The organism is Chryseobacterium sp. DT-167, assembly GCF_058310155.1.
This window is the reverse complement of record NZ_JBZEEQ010000002.1, coordinates 79,383-100,534: the sequence shown is the minus strand read 5'-3', so window position 1 is coordinate 100,534 and position 21,152 is coordinate 79,383. Positions and strand designations below refer to the sequence as shown.

Below are 21,152 nucleotides of genomic sequence, written 5' to 3'. Positions count from 1 at the left end.
TATATGAGTATTTCACCTACGCTTACCAAAGGAATTGCTCCGAAGAACATCGTTTTACTATTAGAAGATGACAAAAAAATAATAGAACCGTTTGTTGGTTATTTTACTGAAAAAAAAATGGATGCGCAACTTATTGTTTCGGAGAATTTAGCTATTTACATACAAAATTTTGAGAAATATCGCGATAATGTAAAATGTCTTGTTATGGATCTTAATAATCAAGATGGGGATTCTGACACTTCAATTGGAGAAACGATAAAACAGATTAGAAATCATTATGAAAATAATAGAATTCCGATTTTTGTGCATAGTGGAAATTTGGCTCATTTTACAGAACTTGATGAGAAAGGAACGGTCATAAAAAAGGAAAAAAATCGTAAATCAATAGAAGAAATAATAGATTCAATAGAACTAATGTTGAACTGTGGATTTCTTAATATTTTTTCCATAAATGGCACTTTGGATCAGAAAATTATGACTGAGATTCATTCTGCATTTATAAACCAGTTTAAGCACAATGAAATTGAGGAAATCATAAAATCTATTCAGAATGGAAAATCTGGAGAACCTAACATAGCGGATAGAACTAAAGAAGTTTTTGAAAGGATTGCTATAAGATCTATTTACCAAAATCTCATAAATAATGATCTCGGAGAAAAAAGTGTTATTGTTAATACGATTGAGCATTATTACAGAAGAACAAATACCGCTAAGCACTACTTTTATACCGGAGATATTTTTGAAGATCAAAATCAAAAAATGTTTTTCGTGGCAACTCCGAGATGTAATGTGTCGAACAAAAACTATGACCAAATTTTACTATGTGAAGTTAATGAAATTTCTACTGATCAAAACACTAGCTTTCAATCTCAAAAAGTAGAAAATAAAGCAACTGGCGAAACAAAAGGAGGAAAACAGTTAAGAACTAGTATAACTGATGACGTAACAAATTCATATGTGGGTGAAAGATTTAGATTTTTGCCACCTTCTCCTCAATTTAGAGGAGGTTTCGTAGATTTTAAAAAAATAATTACAGTTAGTGAAGATGAATTGAAAGGATTTAATTTAATTATTTCTTTAGTCGATGATTTAACAAATGATGTTGTTAGAAAATTAGCAGGTTATCTATTGCGGGGTGGTATTTCAGATACGGCTTATGAAGAAGCACTATATTTTATTAAAAGCAATAATTTAGAAGAACAAGCAAAAACCTAAACTTTATCTTCAAAAGTTGCCCAAGCTTGATCCCATAATTTTTCTGCTGTAGCAGTTACATCAAGATTGGTATGTTGCATCCATTTTTCTAACCAATAAAATATCCTTGTCTTACTTTTTAAATCTGGTCCACCATTGATAATCACACAACTTTGTAAAATTGTCTTAATCATCAATGGTTTATTTTCTGCAATATCCCTCCATTCGTCAATTGCTCCGGTTGCATGTCCTAGATTCAGAGCTGCAGTAAAATATCCAAAATCAATATTTTTTATTTTAAATTCTTCAGCAAAATCAATAATCCAGTCTGTCATTAAAAAACGATAAGGAGTAAAACCTATAATCTTTATTATACACATTAATTGACTTATCAGACTATGTGAGATTTTTTTTGTGACAGTATTTAAATCATTATCTGCTAACTCATCATGAAAGAAATTTTGAAATAGATAGTTTAAATGTTTTATAACTTCTTTAAAAGTTTCTTTATTGAGGTGTTCATTATACAAGATGCTTAAATTATCTTCTATAATAATTCCTATGCTAGCTATTGTATTAAATAGATATTCATATTGTCCATTAAGTTTGAACCCTTCAACAGCTTTAAGATAAAAATCTATTGCTTCATTGGTCTGATTTAGTTCTACAAGACAGTTGGCATAGTGATAATAACACGCCATTAAATTTGTTTCGTCATTAAATTCTCTATGTATTTTAATTGCTGCTTCATAATTCTTGGCTGCTTCTGAAAAATTACCCGAAAACTCATGAACTTTAGCTATTTCAGACATAATTAGTGATAAATTTCCTAAATGATGGGCTTGACCATATTCTTCGAGAATTTTTTTATTCAATATTTGGTCAGTTTTAGGTTGTACATAATCTTTAAGTACAATACTAATTAACTCTTTTGCTTTATTAAATAGTATTAAAGCTTCACTAAAATTATTTCTATCTAATTCTAACCTACCATTTGCCCATGTAGAATCTATTTCTATATGAATATTATTAGTATTTTTAGCTAGAGTTTTTAAATTATCTACAGTTTTAGAAAATCCCTCGTCGTCATGTTGTCTTTGCTGAATTTGTCCTAAATACATATATTGGGTGGATGCAATTTCGTAATTTTTAAGTCTAAGATTAGCATCAATTCCCGCCTTTGAAATTGTCGTTCCATATTCAAAATACCCTCTTGCCCAACAGAATTTACCTAATGCTCCAGCTATTCCAACTATAAAATTTAAATATTTTTCATTTAACGCATCATTCCCTTCGTTTTCATAAAAAAGAGCTCTTTCCTGTGAAACTTTAAATGCTTCTATTATATTTGGCAACTCATCTTCGAGACGTCTAATACCATAAGCAGGGGGACCATAAATACCATTCTCTATATAATGGCTGTCAATTATTATGGACTCTATCATTATTGCTGAAATAGCTTCCATACTCAGTTCTTCTTCAATGATAGCTGATCTATTTTTAGTTTTTTCTTTTAAAAATATTCGAATAGGATTAGTAATTGTTATTCTTTCAAAATCAAGTTGATCTTTAACAATATCAACGAAAAAGAATTGCTTTAAAATAGCTAAATTTTTAATAAAATCTATCTCTGAAAAATGCTCTTCTGCCCAATTTAATTTCAAGCCAGCAGGAAAGTATTTTATGTAATGGATAATTTTATTTTGTTCTTCAGATAGAGTGTTATAAATTGTAGATAAACAAACATCAAGTGCTGTCATTTTATTGTGAATCTTACGGATGGGATGTTTAGGTATACCAATATTTTTGAGTTGTAAAATAGCACGGTTAACATCTTCATGAAATTTAATAATTGAAACTATCAGCTTTAAGCAAAGTGGATGACCATCACAAAAATCAAGTATCCACTCACAATTATGATCAGAAAATTCAATATCTTCTTCTATTAAATCTCTAAAAAGTTCTAAACTATAATAATTATTTAGTCCCTTCAATCTAATAACTTTTTTACTGTGATCTAAAATTAATAAATCAATTTGGCTAGTTATAAGAATCTGACAACTGCCTGTTTGTGTTAATATGCTTTCAATAAAATCTTCTATTTCATCTCTTTCGGATATCAGTAATTTTTCTAAGCTATCAAAAACAAGTGTTAAAGGTCTACTTTTTAATGCGTCAATAATTGAGTCTTCTGAAATTTCAACATACTTTGAAATAGCATTATTCAAAAAGATAAGAAAGTCATTAAAACTTCCAATTGTTTCAACATCAATCCAGATTACTGGGTTATGATATTGTACATTTTCTAAGGCGTTTAATAATAACTGTGTTTTTCCAATTCCTCCTAATCCTTCAATAATTATCAATCTTTCATACTCCATTGATTCTGTCAATTCCAATAGTTCCGAAAATCTTCCGATAAATGTAGGGTGAGGCTTAGGCAAATTAAAAGATGATTGAAACTTGTTGCCTTCTGTTTTTAATTGTACTCGTAAAGATTCAATTAATTTATTTTTGATATCAAAAAGTAGAGGGCGCGGAATAATGCCATTATCTATTTTAGTATGTTCTTCTTTAGAAATCCTAATTAAATTATGATGATGGTGGCTTAGAGATTCACTATACGGGATTATATGAGCATTTTCCAAAGGATAGCCTTTTTGAGAAATGGGGCATTTTCCACCGATCTCAACTTTTAGATAATCTTGAATAAAACTAGGAATTATGGGTCTCGTCTCATTGGGATTAGACCAAGGTTCCTTTAAATAGTCATCAAACTCAGTTAGTTCGTTGTCTTTAAAAAAATTTTGCCCATCTCTAACTACTGACACCAATTTGCGTTCATGCCCCAAATGTTTTTTTGGAGCGTTTCGGATATAAGCAAAAAGTAATTCTTTAGTTATGCCTAATTTAAATGCTGCCTCAGTAACAGATAATAATTTTCCCATAACTAGTCCTCCAAGCTACCCATTAGCTGTTCCATACCAAAATTCAATAAAAAATCGGAGTAATAACTATCGAAAACATCTCGAATATAATCATCGATAGTTATTTCTTCGTCATTGTTTTCAGCCACTAAAGAAAGTCGATAATTTTTCTTTTTGGTAATCATATATAAAAACAGAGAGTGAAAATAAACGGAAGCTATATATCTTTTTTGAGCTACAATTATTTGATCTTCGTTCTTTAATTTCTTTCTGTAATTTAAATAGACGTGACTATCCAAATTGACATAAATTTTTTCCAATATATCTCCCGAAGCTACAGGATTCATAACAGTGTCATAATTCATAGAAATACCATGAGATTCCAAATCATCCCATTGTTCTTTAGAAACTCTTATTAATTCGGGTAATCCTATGTTACTATAATCTTCTTCCTCTTTAGGTGTAAGTTCCTTTTTTTCTTCGGGATCGACAATTTTGAGGAAAACAATCTCTTGGAAAAAATCGTTACCAGCACCTTTCAACGATGCTTCAATTTCTATTTCATCACCTTGCCTCAGTTCTACGTCTGGATTGAAGGTAATTTTAATTGTTCCTTTATCCGGACTTGATTTAATAATATTTAATAACTCTCCAGGCTCTTTTTCATTCCCCTGTTTATCGCCTCCTTTACTATCCGTTCGTTTTACTCTTAAAATACTCACTTGTAAGTCGCCGGGTTCATCTGTACGATCAAAATAATGATCTTCAACATCGGTCTCAAACCGCAATGTCTTTTCACCTCCGGTTGGTACAGGAATAGGACTGTTAGCTTTATGCTGTAATTTAAAAAAGCTAGGAAACCGCTCCGGTTTAAATGGTTTTTGTTGTTTTTCTTGTGGTCTATTGTCTGTATGCTCTTTTTTCTCAGGTTTTTCTTTTGATTTTTCTTCGAGCTTAAGCGTATTTTGTAATAATTTGAAAAGTTCGCTATCCTTGGATAAATTTTTCGCAAAGCTCTTTATCAGTTCAGAAGTATCTTCACTTTCTAATCCGATAGAATCTTTCCTACGCTTATTAATATCATCAAGTTTAGATTTTGTTAATTTTTTTCGTAAATAATCCCTTAATTCTTCTGCTTTTGCTCCATTCTTCAAACGATCTCGAGAAGCCATAAAAAGGTCTTTTCTAAATTCATACTTCATCTTTGTACAATCCACATTGATGAGCAAATAATCTTTGAGTAAATTATATTTTAAACTTCTTGTAATAAATTCGGAAGTATAATGACCATGAACCTGTCCGTTCATTGAAAATAAGACGGACATATTATTTTTAAAATATCTACGCTGTATATCCGCTTTAGTCTCTTTAACTGTTTTTCCTTCTTGCTTTGCCTTAAAAACATAACAAGTAACTTTCATTTTGCCAAAAAGAGTATCTTCATATTCTTCAGAAAACCAATCCTCAACATAATCCTTTTCTTCTTCCAAACGTCGTTGAAGACCATAGACAGTTGTTTCCAAGACTTTATTGTTTGGATAACGTTCCTTGGTATCAACAGTGAATATTGGTAAAACAGGTTTAAAGAGAAATTCATTCAGACTTTGGTTTAAATCTTGAGCAAATCCAGAAATTCCTTTCATCTGATAAGAATACATTTTAATAATAGAGCCTGTTTTAAATTTTCTGTTAAGGAGCTTTAAATCCAATTCCGAAATATCAAAGGAAGGAATCTCTCCATTAATTTTTAAATATTCATACCAAGTGTTTTTTTTAGTTTCTAATTCATCCTTCGATAAAGGGTGTTCTCTCACTAATGTAAAACCAAAATCACCAGAATTATCAAATCTTTTAGAGCCTATTAATTGGTAGCCTTTGGTTCCACAAAATACAATAGCTCCGCTACCTCCCATATTGTATTTTCCTTGAACAAAATGAATTTCATTTTTATTTCCTCTCATTAAAGAAAGAAAAGTTTTCTCAAAATCTTTAGGATGCTGTCCTTCCCCATTATCATAAATAATTACAGAACTTTGCTTAGTTGGACCATCTGCTATGATTTGTATATCTTCAGCCTGTTTTCTTCTAAATGTATTCAAATCCCAATTTTTGTTATCTGGAAAAAATACTTCGATTGCTTCATCCATCGATTTCGGTGCATTCTTACTTTTAGGATCTAATCCTAATTCAAGACACTTTTTCATCAGTGTAGCATCAATTGAGTTGGTAACTTTTTCAACTAATGCTGCAATTGGGTTAGACTGCTGATTTTCAATGATACTGAAATTTGATTCATTTTCTCCAATTGGAAACCAGTTTAATACATTTTTTAAGTATGCATTCCCAGAGATAAGTGCATCGACCTCGGTTTCAGTTTTGCAGAGATATAGTGATTCGAATAAAGTTTTAGGCATAAGAAATACTTAATTATCGGATTGCTATAAAGTTATGAATTCTTTCTAGAAATATTTCGATATCTTCCTTTGTATTCTCCTTTCCAAGAGAAATACGGATACTGCTCATAGCATTATCATTAGAAAGCCCCATTGCTAAAAGAACGTGTGATGGTTGCACCAAAGCGGAATTACAAGCAGAGCCGTTACTTACAGCAATATCTTTATTCATACCAATAAAAAATTCAGTGTCGAAATTAGGAATACAAATGTTTATTGTATTATAAATTCTTGAAGCATTTTTACTATTTATAAAAGATCCATCAATTTCTAATAACGCTTTTTCTAAAATATCTCGAAGATTTTCAATATGAACACGATTAATTTCCATTTCCTTTTCAGCAATTTCGAATGCCTTTCCTAATCCAGCTATCAATGGTACATTATGTGTTCCACTTCTTAAACCATTTTCCTGACCTCCACCATGAATTAAAGGTTGTACTTTATTTTGTTTTGTAATTGAGTGGTTGATATATAATCCTCCAATTCCTTTAGGAGCATACATTTTATGACCAGAGAAACACAGTATATCAATATTGGATGTCACTACGTCTATGGGTATTTTTCCTACCCCTTGTGTTCCATCACACACAAAATATATATCAGCGTCTTTTGTTATTTTACCAATTTCATTAATTGGATGAATAACGCCAGTTTCATTGTTTACCCATATCAAACATACTAACAAAGTATCTGATTTTATTAAAGACTTTAACAATTCCAAATCTACTGTACCATCATTACCTACAGGGAGATAATCAATTTCATATCCAATACTTTCTAGATAATGGCAAGTTTCTAAAACTGCTTTATGCTCTGTAAGGCAGGTAATGAGATGTTTTTTTTTATTAGTGGGATTTAATGCCAAGCCTTTTAATGCTAAATTTAGACTTTCGGTTGCACCAGAAGTAAAGTAAATGTCTTTGTTGTTACACCCAATGAGTTGACTAATACAATCTCTAGATAAACTGATGGCAGAATGAGAGTGTTTAGCAAACGCATAGGAACCAGAGGCGTTGCTATAATACTGTTCAAAATAAGGATTGATTACTTCCACTATTCGTTTGTCTACAGGTGTAGTGGCGTTATTATCTAAATAGTGGATATTTTTATACATTTTAAAGCAGGCTAATTTAGTATAGCTAATTTACCAAAATAAAACTTTTAGGTAGAAGCATACTTATATAATTTCAAAATTATTAGAGATTGTATTAATATCTAAGGATGAAATTTTATAAATTAAAATAATATTATCATCCCCACAAATAAATTCTCAATACAGCATTAAGCACCAAAACACTTTTTGAAAAACAAATTGTTCTACGGTTAAGCCGTTTCAGATGAGTCCTTAATGTGAGATGAAACCGCTCCAAGTGATTAGTGCCATACTGAATTGTTTTGTGAACTTTCCTCTTTATTAGAGTTTTATAACTAGGAAGTTTGTCTGTAAATATCTTTTTTGCTTGAGAAAGATGTAAACCTTCAGTTACTTTTTTCAGAGTTTGACTAGTTCTTCTACCGATGTTAAAGCTCACGATTTTACGACTTTTTCTTTCCAAAGCACAGACTAGCCAAACTCTTCTGTTCTTATCGCCTACATAAGTACATAGTTCATCAACCTCATATTCTTTGCCGATTGGAATCATCGGTTGTTTAATACTTTTTGCAACCAGTAGGATTCTTTTTAGTAAAGTTGTTGTAGAAATTTGTAAAACCCTTGCCGTACTCCGAATACCCAAACCCTCTTTGGTTAATAGTGTAATTTGTTGATCAATATTGCTTTGATAAGCACAATATGTATAATTTTCTACTCTTGTTGATTTACAAATTTTACATAGATAACGTTGTTTGCCTGATCGTGTTTTTCCATTCTTTACCATTAAATTTCTGTCATCAACACATCTGAAACACTTGATTGGTTTTTGGCTCATTTTAGGCGATTTTGAGTTCGCAAAAATAGAAAAACAACCCGAAGGTTGTTCTCTTATTATTTATTTTCTTTTTTAAAGGATTGGAAATCAATTATTATCATTCTAAAAATATCAAATCAACACATCTGATACGTTGCCATCAAAGGGTTATAAACGAAAAAAGCCACCAAATTGGTGGCTTGTCAGTATGGCTCCTCCTGCTGGGCTCGAACCAGCGACCCTCTGATTAACAGTCAGATGCTCTAACCAACTGAGCTAAGGAGGAATGTCCCTCTTTTAAGGTGGTGCAAATATAATATGAAAAACAATATCAAACAAATATTTTCTGCTTAAAATTACAGTAAACAGGCTATAAGATTATTTTTCAGGAATTTAAATTTTAAAATAATTAAAACAGAAAAGGGATTAAGATAAAAAAGACCTACATTTCTGTAAGTCTTTTTGCTCCTCCTGCTGGGCTCGAACCAGCGACCCTCTGATTAACAGTCAGATGCTCTAACCAACTGAGCTAAGGAGGAATGTCCTTATTTTTAAGTGGTGCAAATATAGGACTGATATTTATACCACGCAAGTTTTTTAATTAATTTTTTAGATAAAATTAAAACTTATTGGTAATGATTTTAAAAATATCTGCTCCGAAGATTAGTAACATTAAGCCTAACAGGAAGATAACTCCCACCATCTGCGCGTTCTCTAAAATCTTTTGTGGCACTGGTTTTCCAACAATCATTTCATATAAAGTAAAAATTACATGTCCACCATCCAATCCTGGGATCGGAATCAGGTTCAGGAATGCCAACCAAACTGAAAACATTGCCGTAAAACTCCAGAAAGCAGTCCAGTCAATTGAAACACTTCCGTCTTTAGCTTTGTCAACAGGCATGTTTTTGATAATTGCCAACGGTCCGCCAACTTTTTTATAACCCTGAACTTTTTTGTTGAAAATTAATTTGAATTGTTTTACCTGATACGTTAAGCTTTCAATACTTCTTGTGAATCCTCTTCCGATTGATTCTCCGAATGAGAAATGTTTTGTTTCATAGTATTTTGTCATTTGTTTATAAGACGAAATTCCCAGAGTTCCATCTTTTGAGACAGGTAAAGTCAGTGGCTGAACTGCACCGTTTCTTATAACTTCTACATTAAGATTTTTGCCTGCATTTTTTGTGATGATTCCCTGTAATTCATCATAATAATTAATTTTCTGATTATTGACAGCGACAACTTGGTCACCCACTTTTAAACCTGCAGCAGCCGTTTTAGGATTGATAATAGTATCAATTACCGCAGAAAATCTTGGGGTAAGGAATGCTTTGGGATTTTCATCTCTGAAAGCCATCGCTTTTCCATCGTCGTTGGTAGGGAATGTAACTTCCTTTCCGTTTCTCAACACGGTGATTTCATCGCTTAATAAAACATCTAAAGCAAGTTTGTCAAGGTTATTCTGTGTTTTTCCGTCAACCTTTAAGATCTTATCTCCATCCTGAAAGCCCATTCCTTTAGCAACGCTTGTATAATTCATAGGAGCGTCCACTTTCGCAGTATCAAAAGTAGTTTCGCCATTAAAAAAGGAAAGACATCCGTAAATAATCCATGCAAGGAAAAAGTTTACTGTAACTCCACCCATCATGATGATCAGTCTCTGCCAAGCTGGTTTTGCTCTGAATTCCCAAGGTTGAGCTGGCTGTTTCAGTTGCTCGGTGTCCATGCTTTCGTCTACCATTCCGGCAATTTTTACATAACCTCCGAAAGGAAGCCACCCAATTCCGTATTCTGTTTCACCGATTTTTTTCTTGGCTAAAGAAAACCACGGGTCGAAGAACAGGTAAAATTTTTCTACTTTGGTTTTGAACCATTTTGCGGGTAAGAAATGCCCAAGCTCGTGAAGAATTACTAAGATTGATATGCTTAATATGAATTGAAAGATCTTAATTGCTAATTCCATTAATTGTTTTTAGATTTTAATTTGCAAAGGTAACAATTATCAAAAGGATGCCAAATAAAAAAAGCTCCTCAAAATGAGAAGCTTTGTCATATATTGCATCTGTTTTTAAAAATTAAAGGACACGCCAAGACTTCCGTTGTTTCCGACTTCAGCAAAAACGCCGACTTTTTCTGTGAAGAAATATCTTGCTCCGATATGGGCTCCGATCCCGAAATCTCTACCGAGAACCCCTAAATCAACTCCGGGGTAAATATCTAGCTGCTCTGGTAAATCCAAAGCTTCTTTCAGGTGGAAATTTACTCTTCCGAAAATAAAAACTCTATTGTCTTCATTATTATCCTTATACCCATCAAAATATGCGTTGGCTCCGGCTCCGACAGACAAAAGTTGGTTCAAACCATAATCATAAGTTGCGGTAATTCCTGTGCCATAACCCCATGCGTTAAGACCCAAATTGACTTTCTGATCTCCTTTCCCCGTCCAGGCTTGTGCGCTGATTGCAGTTCCTGTAAGAACAAACATCAGCATAAAAACCAATTTCTTCATAGATTTTATTTTTAAATTATTACTAATGACAATTTGCAGCAAATATAAAACCGAAACCGATTAAAAAATGTAATTTTATGGAAGTTTTGAATTAGAAATATGAAAATTATCGCATTAAATCAGGATATTATCTGGAAAAATAAGACAGGAAACTTTCAATTAGTAGAAGATCAGCTTCAAAATCAAAATGCAGACTTATTTCTTCTGCCAGAAATGTTTTCGACTGGTTTTTGTATGGATGCAGCCGAAATTTCAGATAAAAATGAAGAGTCTCTGGAATTTTTAAAGAAGATTTCAAAAGAAAAAAATGCTGCCTTTTGTGGAAGTGCATCTGTAGAGGTTGAGGGAAAGTTCTACAACAGAATGTATTTTGTGAAACCAGATTCTGAAGTTGTTTTTTACGATAAAAGACATTTGTTTTCCTTTTCTGGAGAAGATAAAATTTATACTCCCGGAAATAAAAGAGTGATTGTAGAATATCTTGGTATCCGTTTTCTGTTACAGGTTTGTTATGATTTAAGGTTTCCTGTTTTTGCGAGAAATAATGATGATTACGACGCAATTTTATATGTTGCCAACTGGCCTGAAAAAAGAGTAGGAGCGTGGGAACATTTGCTAAAAGCGAGAGCGATCGAAAATTTATCCTATGTTTTTGGTTTAAATAGAATCGGGACGGATGGAAATGATCTTTTTTATAAAGAAAGTTCACACTGTTTTTTTGCTGACGGAAAAGAAATTGCTGAGAAAAATGGAAATTTAGTTTCAGCAAAATTAAATTTAGAAGAATTGAACGATTTTAGAAATCATTTTCAGTTTTTAAATGACAGGGATGATTTTGAAATTCAATTATAATTCTTGAACGCTCATTGAAACATTGTGTTTGTCATCCCGTAGGAATGTAAGCAATCTTTTTAGAGGAAAGATTCACGCCTGGATCCCTACGGGATGACAAATAAACTATTTAAAAATAAAAAAACTGTGAGAAATCACAGTTTACATATATTGTTTTAAAAGTTGTGTCAGTCGGTTCACATCATGCACACCACTTTCTTTATATAAAAGTTCTCCCTTTTTGAATACTGCCAATGTTGGAACTCCACGCACTCCGTATTGAGATGCGATTGCAGGATATTGATCCACATCTATTTTTACAATTCTCGCACCTTCACCAACATTGTCCTTAACGGTTGTTAGCACCGATGACTGCACTTTGCAAGGTTGACACCATGTTGCGAAAAAGTCAATTAAAACCGGTCTTTCTGATTCTATAAGTTCCTGAAATTTTTGTGACATACCTAATTTTTTGCTAAATTCCTGCAAGAATAATTCCAAATAATTGTTTAGTTTACAATGTTTTTGACTGACAGACAAAATCAGTTGTTGCAAGTTTTTCTGTTTTCTTAATTCCGTTAAATCCACCTTCGATTTCAGTGAAATTTCTGATTCCGTGGGAGTTAAGGATGCTTGCTGCAATCATACTACGGTATCCTCCTGCACAGTGAAGAAAGAAGTGTTCTGAATCGTCAATCGTAGAAACCCAGTCACTAATCGTATCTAAAGGTTTGTTATAGGCATTGTCGATATGCTCTGCAGAATACTCTGTCAGCTTTCTTACGTCTATTACTTTTGAACTCTCATTAAACTTTTGTACGAACTCCTCAGGGGAAATCCTTTTTACTTCATCAGTTTCTTTATCTGAATTTTTCCAGGAATTAAAGCCGCCTTTCAAAAATCCTAAAACATTATCAAAACCCACTCTGCTTAATCTCGTAATCACTTCCTCTTCAGTCCCTTCATCTGAAACCAACAGCAAAGGATGTTTTACATCTACAATGAGACTTCCAACCCATGGTGCAAAATCACCTTTCAAACCGATATTGATTGAATTGGGAATAAATCCTTTATGGAATTCACCAGGACTTCTCGTATCAAGAATCAAAGCTCCGGTTTCTTCTGCAAAATTCTCAAAATCCTCTACAGAGACAGGATTTAAGCCTTTTGTCATTACATCATCAAGACTTTCATAACCTCCTTTGTTCATCGCAACATTCATCCCGAAATATTTTGGAGGAGCCGTTAAACCATCCAGAACTTCTTTTATAAAAGATTCTTTATCAGGCTGATTAAGGGCGTAATTTGTTTTTTTCTGATTTCCGAGAATATCCACCGTTTCTTTCTGCATATTTTTACCGCAAGCCGAGCCTGCTCCGTGAGCCGGATAAACCGTAATGCTGTCATCTAAAGACAAAATTTTGCTGTGCAGACTTTCATATAAAATCCCGGCAAGATCTTCCTGCGTCATGCTTCCTGCTTTCTGGGCAAGATCGGGACGTCCTACATCACCTAAAAACAGAGTGTCACCGGTAAAAATTGCAGTTTCTGTTCCATTTTCGTCAATCAGAAGGTAAGTGGTACTTTCCATCGTGTGGCCGGGAGTGTGAAGTGCTTTTATTCTAATATTTCCGATTTCAAAAATCTGATTGTCTTCAGCAATGATTGCTTCAAAATCTGGTTCTGCGGTTGGCCCGTAAACAATCGGAGCATTTGTTTTTTTGCTTAAGTCTAAATGTCCTGAAACAAAATCTGCGTGAAAATGAGTTTCAAATATATATTTTAAGGTCACATTGTCTTTTTCCAGACGATCCAGATAAGGTTTTACTTCTCTTAGCGGATCTATGATGGCTGCTTCATTTCCTGATACGATATAATATGCACCTTGTGCCAGACAGCCTGTATATATTTGCTCAACTTTCATTGATTCTTATTTAAAATGATTATAAAGATACAAAGTAATGGATTAATTATAAAGAAAAGATAACTCTGTGTGATAGTTTTTCTCAATCTCCAAAATTTGTTTACATAAAAAATTGAGTCAATATACTAATTATCAGTCTTAAAAGAATTGAAATTTATTTCCTGAAGAATGTGAGATGTTTTAAATCATATTAATTAAATTTATTTTATGCTTAAATTATTAAGAAATTGATAAGCCGCAACTGATTATTTTACAAAAAAATTTTACCTTTAAGAGTTAAAAATATCAAATGGCAGACAAAACAAAATTTATTGACGAACTTACCCCAAGATACACTCCAAAAGGTGAACATATCATTTTAGGAAAAGGAATGTTAGACGGCGATGTGGTCACCGAAGTCAATGTTACGATTCCTTTAAAAACGATCAACCGTCATGGTCTGATTGCCGGAGCCACCGGAACGGGAAAAACAAAAACGCTTCAGGTTTTCGCCGAGCAGCTTTCTCATTCGGGAATTCCTTCTTTGGTCTTAGATATCAAAGGAGATTTTTCTGGTATTGCAGCATCCGGACAAATGAATTCGATTATTGAAGAGCGATATGCAAAAACGAAGCTTCCTTACAATCCGCAGGATTTTCCGGTAGAACTGATGACAATTTCCGGAGAAAAAGGCGTGAAACTGAGAGCAACTGTTACCGAATTCGGACCGATTTTACTATCAAAAATCTTGGAACTGAATGATACACAACAAAGCATCATGTCAATTGTTTTCAAATATTGTGATGATAAAGGTTTACCACTTATAGATTTAAATGATTTAAAAAAAGTCCTTCAATATGTAACCGATAATCCGCAGGGGAAAGCAGAATTGTCTGCCAATTACGGATCGATTGCTTCAGCTTCTTTAGGAACAATTTTAAGATCAATTGTTGCGCTGGAACAACAAGGCGCAGCAGATTTCTTTGGTGAGCTGAGTTTTGATGTTCATGACCTTCTCGAAACAAGAGATGGAAAGGGGGTTGTCAATATTTTGAGAGTTGCCGGTATTCAGAATAAGCCGCAGTTGTTTTCAACGTTTATGCTTTCGCTTTTTGCTGAAATTTATATGACATTTCCGGAAGAGGGTGACAGCGGAAAACCGAAGCTGGTTCTTTTCATTGATGAAGCTCATTTGATTTTTGATGAATCTTCTAAAGCTTTGGTTTCCCAGATTGAAACGATGGTAAAACTGATCCGCTCCAAAGGTGTTGGAATTTATTTTATCACACAGATTCCCGGCGACGTTCCAGAGAGTGTGCTTTCTCAATTAGGGTTAAAAATTCAGCATGCTTTGAGAGGTTTTACGGCAAAAGATAAAAAAGAGATTTCTAAAGCTGTTGAAAACTATCCGACAACGGAGTTTTACAATGCTTCAGAATTGATACAGAATCTGGGAATTGGTGAAGCTTTTATCACTGCTTTGGATGAAAAGGGAATACCGACTCCCCTGGTTCACACTTATTTAATTTCTCCCGAATCAAGAATGGATGTTCTGAACGATGCTGAAGTTTCAGATTTAACGAGCAAATCAGCTATGGTTTCTAAATATGAAAAAGCACTCGACAGCGAATCTGCATATGAAATTTTAGTAAAAAGAATGGAACAAGCTGTTGAAAATTCTGCTCCGACCCAAAAAACGAAACCCGTGAAAGAAGAACCCGGAATGTTTGAGCAGGTTTTAAAAAGCAGAGCAGGAAGAACTTTTGCCAATACCTTAATGAGAGAAGGTGCAAAAGCGATTTTGGGAATGTTTGGTCTGGGCGGAAGAAGGAGATAACGCTTATTCTTTTTGTATTATTTAATGTATTTTCATTATTTTAGCAAAATTTCATTTTTATAAATAGCATTTTCAGAAAAGTATTCATTTTTTGATAAGCTCAGGTAAGATTAAAATGTATTCAATTATAGATATAGAAAGTAATGGTGCAGGTTTCAGGAAGGAATGCATTATAGATATTGCCATCTACCGATATGATGGTCATAAAATTGTCGACCAGTTTATTTCTCTTGTCAATCCTGAAAGCGACATCACTCCTTTTGTTCAAAAACTGACCAATATTACACCAAATATGGTGAAAACTGCCCCGAAATTTCATGAATTGGCTAAAAGAGTTATAGAAATTACGGAAGGCACAACATTGGTTGGTCACAATATCGATTTTGATTACAGGATGCTTCGTCAGTCTTTTCAAAGGCTTGGTTATGATTTTAAAATCAATACTTTAGATACGATTCCTTTAGCGAAAAAACTGATTCCTGATGAGGTAAGTTATTCTTTGGGAAAACTTGTGAGATCATTAGGGATTCCTTTGGTGAATGCTCATCGTGCAGAAGGTGATGCAAGAGCAACTCTGGAATTGTTTAAACTTTTGGTTTCAAAAGATACCGATAATGAAATTATTCAGGAGCAGCATGAGGAAACAAATGCTAAAACCTACATCAACAAAATCAAGCTTTTAACCCAGGATTTGCCAGGCGAAAAAGGGTTTGTTTATTTTCAGAACGAATCCGGGAAAATCATTTTCTCTGATTATGTTCAGGATATCAACCGGTTTTCTAAAAAGCTTTTCAATTCAAAATCAAAGAAATTTATTGAGATTCAGAAAAATGTGGAGCAGATAAATTTTGAATTGACCGGAACTGACATCATTGCCAAATTAATTCAGAATTCTAAAAACATCAAGAAAAGAGAAACGCTTCCATTCGGGCTTTATTTTAGAAATAATAAATATATCGTTGAAAAAAACACACTCAACAAACAGGAAAAGCCGATCCTGAAATTCAGATCGTTTACTCAAGGTTCAAAAGCGGTACAGTTTATCGGGAAAATTGAAGAATTTGCTGATGTTGAAGTTTTTAAAAAGAAAATAGATTTCAAAAAAAGAAACGAACTTTGGTTGGGTGCAGGAAGAAAATTAGGTGAAAAATTATTCCTTATTATCGAGAACGGAAGAGTTGTATCCTATGGTTTTTATGATTTATTCACCCAAATTCAGACTTTAAGTAAAATCTCAAAATTAAAGTTAGACTTGCCTCTTTCGACCGCAGATTTGAATAATGAATTGCAATTGGCATTGTTGCGTGGTGATTTCGAAACCTTACCGTTACCGAAATAAAAAAGCAAAACAATGATTAGTAAAAAATTATTAAGGACTCTTGTATTGAGTATCAACATTTGCCAGAATTTCAAATTATAATAGTAGATTTTATAAGGTTCGTTTATTTGTTGGTTCAGAGACATTGTCATTAATATTCCTGAAGTAAAAAAATAAATAGTACTTTTGCAAAAGAATAAAATAAGCAATGCAAAAATTTAAACAAAATCAAACCGGGAAAAAGGGAGCTGTAAAGTTTTCAAAGGTTTGGAATACCTAAAAGAGTTGCCTTGCATAAAAAAATAAGTAATGTGGCAGACTCTTTTCGAAGAATCTGCCTTTTTTTATGTTAAATTAAAATTATGAATCCAAAAGAATTATTAAAGATTGCCCAGGAATTTGGCACACCGGTGTACGTTTATGACGCTGAATCAATCAAAACTCAATACGAAAAGCTTACATCTTCTTTTTTAAAACACACCAAGTTCTTTTATGCTGCAAAGGCTTTAACGAACATCAATATTTTAAAATACATAAAGAATCTGGGTGCTTCTTTGGATTGCGTATCAATCAGTGAGGTAAAATTAGGTTTAAAGGCAGGGTTTCCCAAAGAAAAAATATTATTCACTCCCAACTGTGTTGATTTGGCTGAAATCGAAGAAGCAATGCAGCACGGAGTTCATATTAACATTGACAATATCTCAATTCTTGAGCAGTTCGGGAATAAATACGGAAATACATATCCGATTTTTGTGAGAATCAATCCGCACATTTATGCAGGTGGAAATCACAAAATTTCTACAGGACATATCGATTCGAAATTTGGTATTTCTATTCACCAGATGCGTCACATCGAAAGAGTAATGAAAAGCACCAATCTGAATGTAGAAGGTCTTCATATGCATACTGGAAGCGAAATTAAAGATCCTGAAGTGTTTTTACAGGCTCTTGAAATTATGCTTGAATTGTCTGAACATTTCCCGAATCTGAAATATCTGGATATGGGAAGCGGATTCAAAATTCCTTATCAGGAAAGCGATATGGAGACTGATGTAAAAGCTCTTGGAAAGAAAGTCGAGAAAGCAATTTCAGATTTCTCTAAAGAAACAGGAAAGAAATTTGAACTTTGGTTTGAGCCGGGGAAATTCCTTGTAGGAAAATGTGGTTATTTATTGGTGAAAGCGAATGTTATTAAGCAGACAACGGCAACGGTTTTTGTAGGAGTAAATTCAGGATTCAACCATTTGATCCGTCCGATGTTCTATGATTCTTACCATACGATCGAAAATTTATCAAACCCGAAAGGTGCTGAAAGAATTTATACCGTAGTGGGAAATATCTGTGAAACTGATACTTTCGCCTGGGACAGAAAATTGAATGAGGTAAGAGAAGGTGATGTTCTGGCGTTCCATACAGCGGGAGCTTACGGTTTTGAAATGAGTACAAATTTCAATTCTAGACTAAAACCTGCCGAAGTTCTTTTCTTAGACGGGAAAGCACATTTGATCAGAAAGAGAGATGAGTTTGAGGATCTTTTGAGAAATCAGATTGAAGTATTGTAAGTCTGTATTGTTTGATAAAATAGTTTTAAATAAATATAAATCATACTCCGCAAGAAATTGCGGAGTATTTTTTGCTGTACCTTCAAAAGAAAATATAGGTGTATTATTTCATTAAGAATCGATTATGACTAAATTTGATTGTTCAATAAACGATTTGAGCAGAATGAAGGATAAGTTGATTTTCCTATTCTATTTTTCACAGTAGACATTAATTTAAACAAAATATTAATTATGGCTAAAAATATTGCAGAGCAGATTGTTGAAATGCTCGAAAACGCTAATGTCAAAAGAATATATGCCGTAACTGGTGACAGTCTCAATCATTTAAATATCGCTGTAAAGAAAAGTAGCATTGAATGGATTCATGTAAGACATGAAGAAGTTGGCGCATACGCCGCCGCTGCTGAAGCAGAACTGGATGGCTTTGCGGTATGTGCAGGAAGTTGCGGTCCCGGTCATGTTCATTTGATTAATGGGGTTTATGAAGCGCACAGATCCCACGTTCCGATGTTGGTGATTGCATCAACGATTCCAAGCAATGAAATGGGCATGGATTATTTTCAGGAAACCAATACGATAAAACTTTTTGACGACTGCAGTTATTACAATCAGATGATTACAAGACCCGAACAGGTTCAGAGAACATTACAAACTGCGATTCAGCACGCGATTTCTAAAAAAGGTGTTGCGGTGATCGGTCTTCCGGGTGATGTTTCTGAGCTTGATGCTGAAGAAACAACGACCTCCACTCAGATTTTTAAAACAAATCCAGTGATTCGTCCGTCAGATGAAGAATTAAATCAATTGGCAACTTTGATTAATGACAGCAAAAAAGTAACAATTTACTGTGGTATCGGTGCCGAAAAATCAAATGCTGAGGTTGTAGAATTAGCTAAATTTTTAAAAGCTCCTGTAGGATACTCATTCCGTGGAAAAATGGCAATACAGCCAAACAATCCAAATGAAGTAGGGCTGACCGGGCTTTTAGGTTTGCCTTCTGCATATCACGCAATGCACGAAGCAGATCTTGTTCTCCTTCTGGGGACAGATTTTCCTTACGAGAAATTTATGCCTGTAAAAAATAAAATCGTTCAGATTGATGAGAGTCCTGAAAGATTGGGAAGAAGGGCTAAATTAGAATTGGGTCTTGCAGGTGATGTGAAAGAAACAATCAAAGCTTTACTTCCATTGCTTAATGAAAAAACAGATGCAAATTTCCTCAATCAACAATTAGAATTTTACGGAAAAGTAAAAGAACATCAATTGACTTATGTGAAAGAATTCGGAAAAGAAGACGCTATTCAGCCGGAATATGTTGCACATACTTTAGATCAAATCGCTAAAAAAGATGCAATTTTCACTGTAGATACAGGAATGTGTTGCGTTTGGGGCGCAAGATTCATTACCGGAACAGGCGAACGAAAAATGCTGGGATCTTTCAACCACGGATCTATGGCGAATGCGATGCCGATGGCAATCGGAGCTTCTTTGGCATATCCGGGAAGACAGGTTATTGCGATGTGTGGCGACGGAGGTTTGTCGATGCTTTTGGGTGATATGGCAACAATATTTCAATATAAACTTCCAATCAAACTGATTGTTTTTAATAACAGAAGTCTTGGTATGGTAAAACTTGAAATGGAAGTCGGAGGAATGCCTGATAACGAAACGGATATGATCAATCCTGATTTTGCAATGATTGCACAAGCGATGGGCTATCCCGGAAAAAATGTTCATAAGCCGGAAGAAGTTGCAGGTGCGATCACAGAATGTTTAAATCATGACGGACCTTACCTTTTAAATATTTTCACCAATCCAAATGCACTGGCTCTTCCTCCGAAAATTGAATTTGAGCAAGTAATCGGGATGACAAAATCTATGGCTCAGCTGATGTTGGGAGGAAAAATGAAAGAGGCTTTAGATACTGTAAAAAGCAATTATAAGCACATTCAGGAATTATTGTAGTATCCATATAAGTACTTCATTTTTAGATACCTTTTGTTCTTGTCGGTCATCTGATTATATTTGTTCCAGAATTTTAACATAAAAAGTTATGAAAAATTTAATTTTACTATTCGCATTTTTTGCTTTTAATGTCTTTTCTGCACAGGATGATCTTGAGTACAGAGATGACTCCTTTATTGTTGAAAATAATAAGAATCTTTTAAAAATAAATATCCGGGAACCATTTCTGCAAATAGCACTAAAAGATTGTAATGATTTTAAACCCGCAGGTTTCGAAGGAGGTGTTGCATCGTACAGAGAGGTTTTGAGAAAATATATGTTTAATTATCTGAACTCAGATTATTATACTTTGGCAGGTGAGTTTACTTTTAAACTAACCATCGATGCTGCCGGGAAAGTAACTGATGTGGAGGGTTCACCGAAGGTTTTAAACAGTGAAGTTTTTTTTGATGATATGCAGTATGTTGTGAGAAGGATTAAGAAAAGCTGGTCTCCGGCAAGCTGCAATGGACAGCCTACTGCTTCACAAATTAAGATAAAAATGAATTTTTCATCTGTTGCAACAGACCTTTAAAGCGGTAGGCTATTAAAGATGATAGAAATATAGTTTAATTCTTTATTTTAGCTCAATAATTTTTCAAACTGTTCTTAAATTTTTAATATGATATTTAGAGTTTTTTCTTTTGCACTATTGTTTTTTTTCGGCTATATGAATGCGCAGGTCTTATACAATTATCCGA

At 33.7% G+C, this 21,152-nt stretch carries 15 protein-coding genes and 2 tRNA genes; 7 read left to right on the top strand and 10 right to left on the bottom strand.

Translation table 11 applies throughout. The features are described from left to right. Nucleotides 1-3: 3 nt before the first annotated feature. Complete coding sequence (locus tag AC4FQ5_RS02830; protein ID WP_491140988.1) at nucleotides 4-1,215, top strand: hypothetical protein; 1,212 nt, start codon at nucleotides 4-6, stop codon at nucleotides 1,213-1,215. Here AC4FQ5_RS02830 and AC4FQ5_RS02825 read toward each other — a convergent pair. The 8 genes from AC4FQ5_RS02825 to AC4FQ5_RS02790 all read right to left on the bottom strand — a co-directional run bounded on the left by AC4FQ5_RS02825 (nucleotide 1,212) and on the right by AC4FQ5_RS02790 (nucleotide 10,996). Further along, on the bottom strand, nucleotides 1,212-4,142 hold the full coding sequence (locus AC4FQ5_RS02825) for a tetratricopeptide repeat protein (RefSeq protein ID WP_491140987.1): 2,931 nt from the start codon (nucleotides 4,140-4,142) through the stop codon (nucleotides 1,212-1,214). The two genes, AC4FQ5_RS02830 and AC4FQ5_RS02825, sit on opposite strands and share 4 nt — an antisense overlap. 2 nt (nucleotides 4,143-4,144) lie before the next feature. Further along, a complete protein-coding gene (locus tag AC4FQ5_RS02820; protein ID WP_491140986.1) occupies nucleotides 4,145-6,535 on the bottom strand; it encodes a hypothetical protein in 2,391 nt (796 codons plus the stop codon). Nucleotides 6,536-6,548: 13 nt separating this feature from the next. Next, a complete protein-coding gene (locus tag AC4FQ5_RS02815; protein WP_491140985.1) occupies nucleotides 6,549-7,691 on the bottom strand; it encodes a cysteine desulfurase family protein in 1,143 nt (380 codons plus the stop codon). A gap of 136 nt (nucleotides 7,692-7,827) precedes the next feature. Next, a complete protein-coding gene (locus tag AC4FQ5_RS02810) occupies nucleotides 7,828-8,505 on the bottom strand; it encodes an IS1 family transposase (RefSeq protein ID WP_491140984.1) in 678 nt (225 codons plus the stop codon). Nucleotides 8,506-8,693: 188 nt separating this feature from the next. Further along, nucleotides 8,694-8,770 (bottom strand) — tRNA-Asn (locus tag AC4FQ5_RS02805). A 179-nt stretch (nucleotides 8,771-8,949) separates the two neighbouring features. Continuing rightward, nucleotides 8,950-9,023, bottom strand: a tRNA-Asn gene (locus tag AC4FQ5_RS02800). A gap of 80 nt (nucleotides 9,024-9,103) precedes the next feature. Continuing rightward, a complete protein-coding gene (gene rseP, locus AC4FQ5_RS02795) occupies nucleotides 9,104-10,450 on the bottom strand; it encodes an RIP metalloprotease RseP (RefSeq protein ID WP_491140983.1) in 1,347 nt (448 codons plus the stop codon). Between the two features lie 105 nt (nucleotides 10,451-10,555). Continuing rightward, complete coding sequence (locus tag AC4FQ5_RS02790; RefSeq protein ID WP_300348987.1) at nucleotides 10,556-10,996, bottom strand: DUF6646 family protein; 441 nt, start codon at nucleotides 10,994-10,996, stop codon at nucleotides 10,556-10,558. Nucleotides 10,997-11,095: 99 nt separating this feature from the next. Here AC4FQ5_RS02790 and AC4FQ5_RS02785 point away from each other — a divergent pair, with 99 nt between their 5' ends. Next, nucleotides 11,096-11,848: a nitrilase-related carbon-nitrogen hydrolase gene (locus AC4FQ5_RS02785; protein WP_491140982.1), complete on the top strand. Its 753-nt coding sequence runs from the start codon at nucleotides 11,096-11,098 to the stop codon at nucleotides 11,846-11,848. A 141-nt stretch (nucleotides 11,849-11,989) separates the two neighbouring features. On the opposite strand, the gene AC4FQ5_RS02780 is transcribed toward AC4FQ5_RS02785, so the two are convergent. Both AC4FQ5_RS02780 and AC4FQ5_RS02775 read right to left on the bottom strand, forming a co-directional pair. Beyond that, complete coding sequence (locus AC4FQ5_RS02780; protein WP_491140981.1) at nucleotides 11,990-12,289, bottom strand: thioredoxin family protein; 300 nt, start codon at nucleotides 12,287-12,289, stop codon at nucleotides 11,990-11,992. Nucleotides 12,290-12,341: 52 nt separating this feature from the next. Beyond that, nucleotides 12,342-13,751, bottom strand: coding sequence for an MBL fold metallo-hydrolase (locus AC4FQ5_RS02775; protein ID WP_491140980.1), 1,410 nt, complete (start codon nucleotides 13,749-13,751; stop codon nucleotides 12,342-12,344). Nucleotides 13,752-14,040: 289 nt separating this feature from the next. Between AC4FQ5_RS02775 and AC4FQ5_RS02770 the strand changes: the two genes are divergently transcribed. The 5 genes from AC4FQ5_RS02770 (at nucleotide 14,041) to AC4FQ5_RS02750 (ending at nucleotide 20,986) form a co-directional block, all read left to right on the top strand. After that, on the top strand, nucleotides 14,041-15,567 hold the full coding sequence (locus AC4FQ5_RS02770) for a helicase HerA-like domain-containing protein (protein WP_491140979.1): 1,527 nt from the start codon (nucleotides 14,041-14,043) through the stop codon (nucleotides 15,565-15,567). 115 nt (nucleotides 15,568-15,682) lie between these two features. Next, nucleotides 15,683-16,906: a 3'-5' exonuclease gene (locus AC4FQ5_RS02765; RefSeq protein ID WP_491140978.1), complete on the top strand. Its 1,224-nt coding sequence runs from the start codon at nucleotides 15,683-15,685 to the stop codon at nucleotides 16,904-16,906. A gap of 341 nt (nucleotides 16,907-17,247) precedes the next feature. Beyond that, a complete protein-coding gene (gene lysA / locus AC4FQ5_RS02760; RefSeq protein WP_491140977.1) occupies nucleotides 17,248-18,447 on the top strand; it encodes a diaminopimelate decarboxylase in 1,200 nt (399 codons plus the stop codon). A 231-nt stretch (nucleotides 18,448-18,678) separates the two neighbouring features. Continuing rightward, nucleotides 18,679-20,412: a thiamine pyrophosphate-dependent enzyme gene (locus AC4FQ5_RS02755; protein WP_491140976.1), complete on the top strand. Its 1,734-nt coding sequence runs from the start codon at nucleotides 18,679-18,681 to the stop codon at nucleotides 20,410-20,412. Nucleotides 20,413-20,500: 88 nt separating this feature from the next. Next, nucleotides 20,501-20,986, top strand: a complete 486-nt coding sequence (locus AC4FQ5_RS02750; RefSeq protein WP_491140975.1) for an energy transducer TonB — start codon at nucleotides 20,501-20,503, stop codon at nucleotides 20,984-20,986. Nucleotides 20,987-21,152: the final 166 nt, after the last annotated feature.

Bases quoted from the DNA above. Each gene is read 5' to 3' on its own strand.
- AC4FQ5_RS02830 (WP_491140988.1), top strand. From the start codon at position 4: ATGAGTATTTCACCTACGCTTACCAAAGGAATTGCTCCGAAGAACATC.
- AC4FQ5_RS02825 (WP_491140987.1), bottom strand. From the start codon at position 4,142: ATGGGAAAATTATTATCTGTTACTGAGGCAGCATTTAAATTAGGCATA.
- AC4FQ5_RS02820 (WP_491140986.1), bottom strand. From the start codon at position 6,535: ATGCCTAAAACTTTATTCGAATCACTATATCTCTGCAAAACTGAAACC.
- AC4FQ5_RS02815 (WP_491140985.1), bottom strand. From the start codon at position 7,691: ATGTATAAAAATATCCACTATTTAGATAATAACGCCACTACACCTGTA.
- AC4FQ5_RS02810 (WP_491140984.1), bottom strand. From the start codon at position 8,505: ATGAGCCAAAAACCAATCAAGTGTTTCAGATGTGTTGATGACAGAAAT.
- rseP (WP_491140983.1), bottom strand. From the start codon at position 10,450: ATGGAATTAGCAATTAAGATCTTTCAATTCATATTAAGCATATCAATC.
- AC4FQ5_RS02790 (WP_300348987.1), bottom strand. From the start codon at position 10,996: ATGAAGAAATTGGTTTTTATGCTGATGTTTGTTCTTACAGGAACTGCA.
- AC4FQ5_RS02785 (WP_491140982.1), top strand. From the start codon at position 11,096: ATGAAAATTATCGCATTAAATCAGGATATTATCTGGAAAAATAAGACA.
- AC4FQ5_RS02780 (WP_491140981.1), bottom strand. From the start codon at position 12,289: ATGTCACAAAAATTTCAGGAACTTATAGAATCAGAAAGACCGGTTTTA.
- AC4FQ5_RS02775 (WP_491140980.1), bottom strand. From the start codon at position 13,751: ATGAAAGTTGAGCAAATATATACAGGCTGTCTGGCACAAGGTGCATAT.
- AC4FQ5_RS02770 (WP_491140979.1), top strand. From the start codon at position 14,041: ATGGCAGACAAAACAAAATTTATTGACGAACTTACCCCAAGATACACT.
- AC4FQ5_RS02765 (WP_491140978.1), top strand. From the start codon at position 15,683: ATGTATTCAATTATAGATATAGAAAGTAATGGTGCAGGTTTCAGGAAG.
- lysA (WP_491140977.1), top strand. From the start codon at position 17,248: ATGAATCCAAAAGAATTATTAAAGATTGCCCAGGAATTTGGCACACCG.
- AC4FQ5_RS02755 (WP_491140976.1), top strand. From the start codon at position 18,679: ATGGCTAAAAATATTGCAGAGCAGATTGTTGAAATGCTCGAAAACGCT.
- AC4FQ5_RS02750 (WP_491140975.1), top strand. From the start codon at position 20,501: ATGAAAAATTTAATTTTACTATTCGCATTTTTTGCTTTTAATGTCTTT.